The sequence below is a fragment of the Streptomyces sp. NPDC006197 genome, assembly GCF_040613865.1.
Taxonomy (GTDB): Bacteria; Actinomycetota; Actinomycetes; order Streptomycetales; family Streptomycetaceae; genus Streptomyces.
In genome coordinates this window covers 1-11174 of sequence record NZ_JBEXSZ010000208.1, presented here as the reverse complement: position 1 = coordinate 11174, position 11174 = coordinate 1, and the positions used below count along the sequence as shown (strand labels likewise).

11 protein-coding genes and 1 pseudogene are annotated in these 11174 nt (G+C 74.2%); 8 read left to right on the top strand and 4 right to left on the bottom strand.

Annotated elements, in window-relative coordinates; all coding sequences use genetic code 11:
- From ABZ318_RS37035 to lgt, 8 genes and pseudogenes are all read left to right on the top strand, one after another.
- A pseudogene (locus tag ABZ318_RS37035) lies at positions 1-155 on the top strand (HGxxPAAW family protein); the annotation flags it as partial.
- A gap of 356 nt (positions 156-511) precedes the next feature.
- Positions 512-928: a DUF2752 domain-containing protein gene (locus tag ABZ318_RS37030; RefSeq protein WP_356906819.1), complete on the top strand. Its 417-nt coding sequence runs from the start codon at positions 512-514 to the stop codon at positions 926-928.
- A 144-nt stretch (positions 929-1072) separates the two neighbouring features.
- Entirely contained in the window at positions 1073-1882 is an 810-nt protein-coding gene (trpC, locus tag ABZ318_RS37025; protein WP_356906818.1) for an indole-3-glycerol phosphate synthase TrpC, read from the top strand.
- Between the two features lie 136 nt (positions 1883-2018).
- Positions 2019-2177 (top strand): tryptophan synthase subunit(beta), encoded by a 159-nt coding sequence (locus ABZ318_RS37020; RefSeq protein WP_356906821.1) that lies wholly within the window; start codon positions 2019-2021, stop codon positions 2175-2177.
- Positions 2178-2562: 385 nt separating this feature from the next.
- Positions 2563-3846, top strand: a complete 1284-nt coding sequence (trpB, locus tag ABZ318_RS37015) for a tryptophan synthase subunit beta (RefSeq protein ID WP_356906817.1) — start codon at positions 2563-2565, stop codon at positions 3844-3846.
- Entirely contained in the window at positions 3843-4673 is an 831-nt protein-coding gene (gene trpA, locus ABZ318_RS37010; protein WP_356906816.1) for a tryptophan synthase subunit alpha, read from the top strand. The genes trpB and trpA overlap by 4 nt, the downstream gene beginning before the upstream one ends.
- A 64-nt stretch (positions 4674-4737) precedes the next feature.
- The gene (locus tag ABZ318_RS37005) at positions 4738-5562 is read left to right on the top strand and encodes a thioredoxin domain-containing protein (RefSeq protein ID WP_356906815.1); all 825 of its coding nucleotides are present in this window, start codon (positions 4738-4740) and stop codon (positions 5560-5562) included.
- Between the two features lie 77 nt (positions 5563-5639).
- Entirely contained in the window at positions 5640-6668 is a 1029-nt protein-coding gene (lgt, locus tag ABZ318_RS37000; RefSeq protein WP_356906814.1) for a prolipoprotein diacylglyceryl transferase, read from the top strand.
- Positions 6669-6737: 69 nt separating this feature from the next.
- Here the strand turns inward: lgt and ABZ318_RS36995 are convergent, their stop codons facing one another.
- From ABZ318_RS36995 to ABZ318_RS36980, 4 genes are read right to left on the bottom strand one after another with little or no spacing between them, the layout of a single operon-like run.
- Positions 6738-7613, bottom strand: coding sequence for an aldolase/citrate lyase family protein (locus ABZ318_RS36995; RefSeq protein ID WP_356906813.1), 876 nt, complete (start codon positions 7611-7613; stop codon positions 6738-6740).
- A complete protein-coding gene (locus ABZ318_RS36990; protein WP_356906812.1) occupies positions 7610-8848 on the bottom strand; it encodes a CoA transferase in 1239 nt (412 codons plus the stop codon). Before ABZ318_RS36990 ends, ABZ318_RS36995 begins: the two co-directional genes overlap by 4 nt.
- Entirely contained in the window at positions 8845-9765 is a 921-nt protein-coding gene (gene rbsK, locus ABZ318_RS36985; protein ID WP_356906811.1) for a ribokinase, read from the bottom strand. Before rbsK ends, ABZ318_RS36990 begins: the two co-directional genes overlap by 4 nt.
- The gene (locus ABZ318_RS36980; RefSeq protein ID WP_356906820.1) at positions 9762-11141 is read right to left on the bottom strand and encodes an ADP-ribosylglycohydrolase family protein; all 1380 of its coding nucleotides are present in this window, start codon (positions 11139-11141) and stop codon (positions 9762-9764) included. Before ABZ318_RS36980 ends, rbsK begins: the two co-directional genes overlap by 4 nt.
- Between the last annotated feature and the right edge of the window lie 33 nt (positions 11142-11174).

The following is an 11174-nucleotide window of genomic DNA, read 5'->3' as shown; positions in this document are numbered from 1 at the left end:
ACGTGCCCGGTTTCTGGGCCGGCGTGGGCGTCATCGTCCTCGGCGGCATCGTCGGCGGCGCGATGAAGGCGGCGGGCCTCGGCATGCCGAAGGAGTCGGCCGACGTCGCCGCCGCCCGCGAGGCCGCGACCACGACCGCCCGGGCCCGCGCCTGACGCGACACGACGCATCCGAGGGCGCAGTCCGGCCGTGCCGGGCTGCGCCCTCGCGCGTCAGAGGCGAGAATCACCGCGTGGACGCGCAGCCGACGACCGAAGCCGAGACTCCCCCCACCCGCCCGGGTGAACCCACCCACCCGAATCCCCCGGCACCCCCGGAGCCGGACATGACGCCACGGGGGACCACAGCGCCCCCTGCACCGCCGACCGCGCCGCCTGCACTGCCGCCCGTGTCGCCTGCACCGTCGACCGCACTGCCCGTGTCGCCGACCGTGCCGCCCGTGTCGCAAGGGCCCGGTGACCGGCACGGGGCTTCCGTCCCGCAGGGGCCCGGTGACTGGCACGGAGGTTACGTGCCCGCCCCGCCGCCCCCGTCGCTCCTGCGGCGGCTGTCGCCGCCCGTCGCCACCCTCGCCGGGGTCGTCGCCGCGTTCGTCTACGTCGGAGCCGTCGACCCCAACGAACCCGGTCACTACCCCGTCTGCCCGCTCCTCCGCTTCACCGGCCTCTACTGCCCCGGCTGCGGCGGGCTCCGCAGTGCCCACGCCTTCGCCCACGGCGACCTTCCGGCCGCCCTCGGCGCCAACGCCCTCGCCGTCGTCGGCTACGGGATCTTCGCCGTCGTCATGGCCGTATGGCTGGTTCGCGCCGTCCGCGGAGTGCCCATGCGCCTCGCGGTCTCCCCGGTCTGGTGGTGGGGGATCGGGGCCGTCCTCGCCCTCTTCACCCTGGTCCGGAACCTTCCCTTCGGCTCCGCCCTGGCCCCCTGAGCGTCCGCGGAAACCCCACGGGGAGTCCCAGCAGATGGGACGCGACTCCGGCCGATGCGAACCCCGGGCCCTCCTGCGGATAGGATCGAAGTGGCTGAACCTGGTTCATCATCACCGTCACCGTCCCGAAAGGGGGCCCCTCGCGTGAGTGTGCTCGACGAGATCATCGAAGGCGTGCGCGCCGACCTCGCAGAGCGACAGGCGCGGGTCACCCTCGACGAGCTCAAGGAGCGCGCCGCAAAGGCGCCGCAGGCCAAGGACGGCGTCGCCGCACTGCGCGGGGACGGCGTCAAGGTGATCTGCGAGGTCAAGCGCTCCAGCCCGTCCAAGGGGGCGCTCGCCGCGATCGCCGACCCGGCCGGTCTCGCCGCGGACTACGAGGCGGGCGGCGCCGCCGTCATCTCCGTCCTCACCGAGCAGCGCCGCTTCGGCGGCTCGCTCGCCGACCTGGAGGCCGTCCGCACCCGGGTCGACATCCCCGTGCTGCGCAAGGACTTCATCGTCACCGCGTACCAGCTCTGGGAGGCGCGGGCGTACGGAGCGGATCTCGCGCTCCTCATCGTCGCCGCCCTGGAGCAGGAGGCGCTGGTCTCCCTCATCGAGCGTGCCGAGTCCATCGGGCTGACCCCGCTGGTCGAGGTCCACGACGAGGAGGAGGTCGAGCGCGCCGTCGACGCGGGCGCCCGCATCATCGGCGTCAACGCGCGCGACCTCAAGACCCTCAAGGTCGACCGCTCCACCTTCGAGCGCGTCGCCCCGGAGATCCCCGCGCACATCGTCAAGGTCGCCGAGTCCGGCGTCCGGGGCCCGCACGACCTCATCGCCTACGCCAACGCGGGCGCCGACGCGGTCCTCGTCGGCGAGTCCCTCGTCACCGGCCGCGACCCGAAGGCCGCCGTCGCCGACCTCGTCGCCGCCGGCGCCCACCCGGCGCTCCGCCACGGCCGGAGCTGACCGCACCATGTCCGTCGTCCGCGCCACGCCGACCGCCCAGGGCCCCGCCCCGGGCGGTCCGGTCGTGCCCGCGGGCGCCCCGGGCCGCCGCAGCCGTCTCCGTACCGCTGCCGCCCCCGTCTCCAAGCACGCCCCGCTGGCCCGCGGCTGCCGGCCGCGCGGCTGCCGGGCACCCGCCCGCCGTGTCCACGGCCGCCGGGTCCGGTACGTGATCGGCTCAGAGCCGGGTCAGGTCAACGGCATGCGATGGCGCCCGCGCCTCGCGCGCGTCTTCACGTACGCCACCTCCGCCTGAGGCACGCGGTGGGCGTTCGTCCCGCACCCCACCCACCCCACCCCCGTGTGGGCAATCGTCCCGCTGGGGCGAGGGGGGTCCCCCCTGCTCGAGCGAAGCCGAGAGCTTGGGGGAGGGTGGGCACACGGGACGGCGCCCTCAGCGGCGCCTCCGCGTTCCGCGCCTTGACCCGCACCACCCGTGCGGCGCGCAACGGGGTGCGGGTCAGGGTCGGGGGCCTCTGGCGCCGGCAAGGGCGCCGTTCCGTTGTGCCCACCCGTTCCGCCCCAGCGGAACAGTTGCCCACAACGGAGGGGCGGCGTTGTCGTACGTGAAGCGCTCGCGCGCATACCGTGACCATCGACCCCACGTATCCCGGGGCACCCGCCCCGCGAGGAGCATCCGCATGTCCAGCGAGTTCTTCATCCCGGACCTGGAAGGCCAGGTCCCCAGCCCGGAGGGCTACTTCGGCGCCTACGGCGGCAAGTTCATCCCGGAGGCCCTCGTCGCCGCCGTCGACGAGGTCGCCGTCGAGTACGAGAAGGCCAAGGCCGACCCCGAGTTCGCCCGTGAGCTCAACGGCCTGATGGTCGACTACACCGGCCGCCCGAGCGCCCTCACGGAGGTGCCCCGGTTCGCCGAGCACGCCGGCGGCGCCCGGATCTTCCTCAAGCGCGAGGACCTCAACCACACCGGCTCGCACAAGATCAACAACGTGCTCGGGCAGGCCCTCCTGACCAAGCGCATGGGCAAGACGCGAGTCATCGCCGAGACCGGCGCCGGCCAGCACGGCGTGGCCACGGCCACCGCCTGCGCCCTCTTCGGCCTCGAGTGCACCATCTACATGGGCGAGATCGACACCCAGCGCCAGGCCCTCAACGTGGCCCGGATGCGGATGCTCGGCGCCGAGGTCGTCGCCGTGAAGTCCGGCAGCCGCACCCTCAAGGACGCCATCAACGAGGCCTTCCGCGACTGGGTCGCCAACGTGGACCGGACGCACTACCTGTTCGGCACCGTCGCCGGCCCGCACCCCTTCCCGGCCATGGTCCGCGACTTCCACCGGGTCATCGGCGTCGAGGCCCGCCGCCAGATCCTGGAGCGCGCCGGGCGTCTGCCCGACGCGGCCATCGCCTGCGTCGGCGGCGGCTCCAACGCCATCGGGCTCTTCCACGCCTTCGTCCCGGACGCGGACGTGCGCCTGATCGGCTGCGAGCCGGCCGGCCACGGCGTCGAGACCGGCGAGCACGCGGCCACCCTCACCGCCGGCGAGCCCGGCATCCTCCACGGGTCCCGCTCCTACGTCCTCCAGGACGAGGAGGGGCAGATCACCGAGCCGTACTCGATCTCCGCCGGACTCGACTACCCCGGCATCGGTCCCGAGCACGCGTACCTCAAGGACAGCGGGCGCGGCGAGTACCGGGCCGTCACCGACGACGCCGCCATGCAGGCGCTGCGGCTGCTCTCCCGTACCGAGGGCATCATCCCGGCCATCGAGTCGGCGCACGCCCTCGCCGGGGCCCTGGAGGTCGGCAAGGAGCTCGGCAAGGACGCCCTGCTCCTCGTGAACCTCTCCGGGCGCGGCGACAAGGACATGGACACGGCCGCCCGCTACTTCGGGCTGTACGACACCGACGCCGAGGTGGCCGCGAACCAGGCGGACACCGCCGAGATCCAGGGGGACGCGAAGTGACCGGCAACATCCAGCTGCTCAGCGACACCCTCGCCGCGGCGAAGGCCGAGGACCGGGCCGCGCTCATCGCGTACCTGCCGGCCGGCTTCCCCACCGTCGACGGCGGGATCGCCGCGATCAAGGCCGTCTTCGACGGCGGCGCCGACGTGGTCGAGGTCGGGCTTCCGCACAGCGACCCGGTCCTCGACGGGCCGGTCATCCAGACCGCCGACGACATCGCGCTGCGCGGCGGCGTGAAGATCGCCGACGTCATGCGGACGGTCCGCGAGGCCCACGAGGCCACCGGCAAGCCGGTCCTCGTCATGACGTACTGGAACCCGATCGACCGGTACGGCATCGAGCGCTTCACCGAGGAGCTCGCCGAGGCCGGCGGCGCGGGCTGCATCCTGCCCGACCTGCCGGTCCAGGAGTCCGCCGTCTGGCGGGAGCACGCCGACAAGCACGGTCTCGCGACCGTCTTCGTCGTCGCGCCCAGCAGCAAGGACGAGCGCCTCGCCACCATCACCGCCGCCGGCTCCGGCTTCGTCTACGCCGCCTCGCTCATGGGTGTCACCGGCACCCGCGAGTCGGTCGGCGAGCAGGCCGCCGACCTGGTCCGCCGCACCCGCGCCACCGACCGTTCCCGCCATGGGCTCCCCGTGTGCGTCGGGCTCGGCGTCTCCAACGCCACGCAGGCGAAGGAGGTCGCCGGCTTCGCCGACGGCGTCATCGTCGGCTCCGCCTTCGTGCAGCGCATCCTCGACGCCGACGGCGACGAGGCGGCCGGGCTCACCGCCGTAAGGGAACTGGCGGCCGAACTCGCCGAGGGCGTCCGCCGCGCTCCGTAGCCCGATCGGGTGGATATGGGACCGGGGAGGCGCGGATGTGCCTCCCCGGTTCGTTGCCTGGGGCGTGAGCGAGAAGAACCGTGGTGACGGTAACCGGAGCGCCCGGGAGCGCCTCCAGCAGCAGCGCGAGCGCGACAAGGCCCGCGAGAAGCAGCGACGCGTCCTGATCGTGTCGGCGGCCGTGGTCGGTGTCCTCGGCCTGGCCGCCGTCGTCGGCGTGATCGCCGCGGGCGGCGACAAGAACAGCGGATCGGACAAGGCGGGACCGGTGGTCGCGCCGACCGCGGCGACGGACGAGGACGGCAAGCCCGCCATCCCCACGGGCAAGGCGGACGCCCCGTCGACGCTCGCGGTCTGGGAGGACTTCCGCTGCCCGGCCTGCGCCCAGTTCGAGAACGTCATGCGGGACACCGTCCACGAGCTCGAGGCCTCCGGCGCGCTCAAGGTCGACTACCACCTCGCCACCCTCATCGACGGGAACATGGGCGGCAGCGGCTCGCTGCGCGCGGCGAACGCGGCGGCGTGCGCCCAGGACGCGGGGAAGTTCACCGCGTACCACGACACGCTCTACATCAACCAGCCGCCGGAGACGGACGACGCCTACGGGAAGAACGCCAAGCTGATCGAGCTGGCGGCGAAGGTGCCGGGGCTCGACACGCCGGCCTTCCGCAGCTGTGTGAACGACGGCACGCACGACAGCTGGGTGAAGAAGTCGAACGAGGCCTTCCAGAACGGCGGCTTCCGCGGCACCCCGTCCGTCCTCCTCAACGGAGAATCGATCTTCCCGACCAAGGGGAACGAGCAGATCTCCCCGGCGAACCTGAAGAAGTGGGTCGCCGAGGCCAACAAGGGCAAGAAGCCGGGCACCGCCTCCCCGTCGGCGGGCTAGCCCGCCGGATTGGTTACCCAGAAGTTGCCGGGTGGGCTGCCGTCCTGCCCTCCCGGCAGGGTAGCGTCGGTCCCGTCATGGACCTTGCCTACATTCCCAGCCCGTCGACCGGCGTGATCCACCTCGGACCGATCCCGCTGCGCGGCTATGCCTTCTGCATCATCATCGGTGTCTTCGTCGCCGTCTGGCTCGGCAACAAGCGCTGGATCGCCCGGGGCGGCACCGCCGGCACCGTGGCCGACATCGCCGTCTGGGCGGTGCCCTTCGGCCTCGTCGGCGGACGCCTCTACCACGTGATCACCGACTACCAGCTGTACTTCAGCGAGGGTGAGAACTGGGTCGACGCCTTCAAGATCTGGGAGGGCGGCCTCGGCATCTGGGGCGCCATCGCGCTCGGCGCGGTGGGCGCCTGGATCGGCTGCCGTCGGCGCGGGATCTCCCTGCCCGTGTACGCGGACGTCATCGCCCCCGGCATCGCCTTCGCCCAGGCCATCGGCCGCTGGGGCAACTGGTTCAACCAGGAGCTGTACGGCAAGCCGACCGACGTGCCGTGGGCGCTGAAGATCACCGAGGGGACGAACCGCGAGGCCGGGCTCTACCACCCGACCTTCCTGTACGAGTCGCTGTGGAACGTCGCCGTCGGCTTCCTCGTCATCTGGGCCGACCGCCGCTTCAAGCTCGGCCACGGGCGGGCCTTCGCCCTGTACGTCGCCGCGTACTGCTCGGGCCGCGTGTGGACGGAGGCGCTGCGCGTCGACGAGGCGCACCACATCCTGGGCCTGCGGCTCAACGTGTGGACCGCGATCTTCGTCGGCCTTGCCGCCGTCGTCTACCTGATCGTCTCGCCGCGCTTCCGGCCCGGCCGCGAGGAGATCGTGGAGCCGAGGGCCGCGGAGAAGGCCGCCGAGAAGACGGACGCCGTCGAGGGCGCCGGGACCGACGCGACCACCGAGGCCGCCGACGCGGCCGGGACCGCCGACCGGGCCGGCGACCCCGAGGACCGGGCCGCCGGGTCCGAGGACGAGGCCGCCGGGCCCGAGGACGAGACCAGGGAGACCGAGGGCGACGGCGCCGGTCACGGCGCCGGGTCGGCCGCCAAGAGCTGACCGGGCCGTACGTCGGGGGCCGCCGGGACCGAGAGGTTCCGGCGGCCCTTTCGCATGCGGGGGTACGGGTCAGCCGGCGCGGGCCGCGAGGGAGAGGACCCGGTGGGCGCCCTCCACCACCGCCGCGTCGACGAAGCGGCCGTTCGGCAGGGCGAGGGCGCCCTGCCCGGTCGCGGCCGCCTCGACGACCTCACGGGCCGCGTCCACCTCTTCCGGGGTGGGGAAGTAGGCGCGCTCGATGACCGGGAGCTGACGCGGGTGGATGGCCGCCCGGCCGAAGAAGCCCATGGCCCGCCCCCGGGCGCAGCCGGCCGCCAGCGCCTCCAGGTCACGGACGTCCGGATGGACGGACTGGGCCGGCGGGGGGAGGGCGGCCGCGCGGGCCGCGACCACCACGCGTCCGCGCGGCCAGTCGAGGCCGCTGTCCTCCCGCACCCCCAGGTCGGCGCGGAGGTCGGCCTCGCCGAGGGCGATGCCGCGGACGGAGGGATGGGCGGTGGCGATGGCGTGGGCGTGCTCCACGGCGAGGGCGTTCTCCAGGAGCGGATAGAGGGGCAGGCCCGGGGCGAGGCGGGCGATCCGGTGGATGTCAGTGGCGTGTGTCACCTTGGGTACACGGAGACCGCAGAGGCCGGGGAGGGGGGCCAGGGTGGGGATGTCGCGCGGGGTGTGGACGCGTACGTGGACCGGGACGGGGTGGACGTCCGCGAGGAGATCGGCCGTGGCGTCGAGGGCGTACGCCTTGCGCTGCGGGGCGACCGCGTCCTCCAGATCGACGATCACGACGTCGGCGCCGGAGGACAGCGCCTTGCGGACGACCTCGGGGCGGTCGCCGGGGGCGTACAGCCAGGTGAGGGGGGCGAGGGGGCGTGCCGGGGAGGGCGCGCCGGCCGGCTCGCCGGCGCGCGTCCGTTCGTCCTCCGCGGGGCCGCTGAGGGGGCTCATACCGCTCCTTGCTCGCGGAGGGCGTCGATCTCGGCGGGGGTGAGGCCGAGTTCGGAGAGGACGGCGAGGGTGTCGGCGCCGTGCGGCCGGCCGGCCCAGCGGATGGCGCCGGGGGTCTCGGAGAGGCGGAAGAGGACGTTCTGCATCTTGATCGGGCCGAGTTCGGGGTCCTGCACCTCGGTCACGGTGCGGAGCGCCCGGTACTGGGGATCGTCCACGACGTCCCGGACGTCGTAGACGGGGGCGATGGCCGCCTCCGCCTTCTCGAAGGCCGCCATCGCCTCGTCGCGGGTGCGGCGGGCGATCCACGAGCCGACCGCCTCGTCGAGGACGTCCGCGTGCTCGGCCCGGCCCGTGCCGTCGGCGAACCACGGCTCGTCGATCAGCTCCGGACGGCCGACGAGCCGCAGCACCCGCTCGGCGATCGACTGGGCGGAGGTGGAGACGGCGACCCAGGAGCCGTCGGCGGTCCGGTAGGTGTTGCGCGGGGCGTTGTTGCGGGAGCGGTTGCCGGTCCGGGGCTGGACGTAACCGAGCTGGTCGTACCAGAGGAGGTGGGGTCCGATGACGGAGAGCATCGGTTCGATGATCGCCATGTCGACGACCTGGCCGCGTCCGGTCGTCGTCCTGGCGGTGAGCGCGGTCATCACCGCGTACGCCGTGGCGAGGGCGGCGATCGAGTCGGCGAGGCCGAAGGGCGGCAGCGTCGGCGGGCCGTCCGGCTCGCCGGTGATGGCGGCGAAGCCGCTCATCGCCTCGGCGAGGGTGCCGAAGCCGGGACGGTGGGCGTACGGACCGAACTGGCCGAAGCCGGTGACCCGGGCCAGGACCAGACGCGGATTGACGGTGGACAGCTCCTCCCAGCCCAGACCCCAGCGCTCCAGGGTGCCCGGCCGGAAGTTCTCCACGATCACGTCCGTGTCGGCGGCGAGGGCGAGGAGGGTGTCGCGGCCGCCCGGCGAGGACAGATCGAGGGTGATCGCCCGCTTGTTGCGGCCGAGGACCTTCCACCACAGGCCGATGCCGTCCTTGGCGGGGCCGTGGCCACGGGACGGATCCGGCTTGCGGGGATGCTCGACCTTGACGACGTCGGCCCCGAAGTCGCCCAGCATCGTGGCCGCGAGGGGGCCGGCGAAGAGGGTCGCGAGATCCAGGACGCGCAGTCCGTGCAGGGGCGCCGCGGAGCTCTCGGCGGCCGTGGGGTCCGGCGGGGTGGCCGGGGCGTGGACGGTCATACGGCGTCGGCCTCCAGGGTGCCGGGGGAGCGGAAGGCGTCCTCGATCTCGACGCGGTACGGCATCGAGGTCGACGCGCCCTCGCGCCGGACGGAGAGCGCGGCGGCCGTCTGCGCCCAGGCCAGGGCCTCCGGGGCGGGACGGCCCTCGCCGAGGGCCACCGCGAGGGCGCCGACGAAGGTGTCGCCCGCCCCTGTGGTGTCCACGGCCCGGACCCGGGGCGCGGGGACGGTGACCGGCTCGGCGCCGCGCACCGCGTACAGGCTGCCGGCCGCGCCCAGCGTGACGACCACCTCGGGGACGTCCCGCAGCAGGGCCCGGGCGGCCTCGCGCGGGTCGGCGAGCCCGGTGAGCGCGGCGGCCTCGTGCTCGTTCGGCACCAACAGGTCGGTGGCGGCGAGGAGTTCCGGCGGAAGCGGCTGTGCGGGAGCGGGGGTGAGGACGGTGCGGACGCCGAGCCGACGGGCGGTGACGGCGCCCTCGACGACGACGGAGAGGGGGAGTTCGAGCTGGAGGAGCAGGGTGTCGGCGGTGCCGATGAGGGCCTCGTCGCCGTGGGTGAGGGAGGTGACGGTGCCGTTGGCGCCGGGGACGACGACGATCGCGTTGCCGCCCTCGTCGTCGACGACGACATGGGCGGTGCCGGAGGGGCCCTCGGCGGTGCGCAGGAGGTCGGTGTCCACCGCGCAGTGCTCCAGGGTGGCGCGGAGCCGTGGCCCGAAGCCGTCCGAGCCGACCGCGCCGATCATCGCCACCTCGGCGCCCGCGCGGGCGGCGGCGACGGCCTGGTTGGCGCCCTTGCCGCCGGGGATCGTACGGAAGGAGCGGCCGGTGACCGTCTCACCGAGGGCGGGGGCCTGCGGCACGTGGACGACGAGATCCATGTTCGTGCTGCCGAGCACGACGATGCTGGTCATGGGCGTACTGCCTCCAGGTGTGTCAGTTCGGCCAGGGTGTCGAAGCCGATGCCGTCGAAGGACGGCACCGAGGTCGCGAGCCGGTTCTTGAGAGGGGAGGTCCAGCGCTCCGGCAGCCGGTCCGGATGCCCGGCGAGCAGCCCGGCGAGCGAGCCGGCGGTGGCGCCGTTGGAGTCGGTGTCCCAGCCGCCCGAGACCGCCGCGCAGACGGAGCGGGAGAAGTCGCCGTCGGCGTGGGTGAGGGCGGCGGCGAGCAGCGCGGCGTTGGGGACGGCATGCACCCAGTGGTACCCGCCGAGTTCGGCGTGCAGCCGGTCGGCCACCCGGTCGAAGTCGGCCTCCGCGGCGGCGTACGAGATGCCCCGTCGGACGGCCTCGGCCAGGCGCGAGCGCGGCGGGATCACCCCGAGGCCGGCGGCGAGCGCCTGGTGGACGTCGGCGGTGCCGGTCGCCGCGGCGGCGAGGGCGGCGGCGACGAACATGGCGCCGTAGACGCCGTTCGCGGTGTGCGTGAGCACCGCGTCCCGGTGCGCCTGCGCGGCGGCGGCCACCGGGTCGCCCGGGTGGGTCCAGCCGTGGACGTCGGCCCGGATCTGGGCGCCGATCCACTCGCGGAAAGGGTTGCGGCGGACGGCGGTCAGCGGGGGTTCCACGCCGTCCAGGAGGTTGCGGTAGGCGACGCGCTCGGCCGTGAAGGTGCGGCCGGCGGGAAGTTCGTCGAGCCAGAGGCGGGCGACGTCGGCGGTGGTGAAGTCGCGGCCGTACCGCTGGAGGAGCAGCAGGTTGAGGAGGGGGTAGTTGAGGTCGTCGTCCTCGGGCATGCCGTCGATGTTCTCGGCGAGGGAGGTGGCGGCGGAGCGGCGGTTCCAGGGATGCGCGGCGAGCAGCTCCGGAGGGACGCCGCGGGCGGTGAACCAGGTGGTGAGGGGCCAGTTGCCGGCGGCGCGGGCGAGGGCGCGGAGGGCGGCCAGGGGGAGCTTCTCGACGGGCTTGCCGAGCAGGCACCCGGCTGCCCGGCCGAGCCAGGCGGCGTGCAGCCGGTCCCGGAGGGCGGTGTCCTGCCCCGCTGCGGGCAGCCGTTCCGCTGGTGCGGCGCCCGCCCTCGCCTCCGCCGCCCCCGTAGTGGGCGCGCGCCCGCTGGGCGGTGCCGTCCCTGCACCTTCGTTGTGGGCAGTTGTTCCGCTGGGGCGGAACGGGTGGGCACAACGGAACGGCGCCCCTTGCCGGGCCCAGGCTTCCGCGCCTGGACGGTCACCATCGGTGCGCCGCAGTCCTGGTGCGGGTTCGGGTTCGGGTTCGGGCTCGGGACGCGGGGGCGCCGCTGGGGGCGCCGTCCCGTGTGCCCACCCGTCCCGCCCTGCGGGACGATTGCCCACACGGGGGTGGGCACCGTCCGCCCTGGCGCGGGC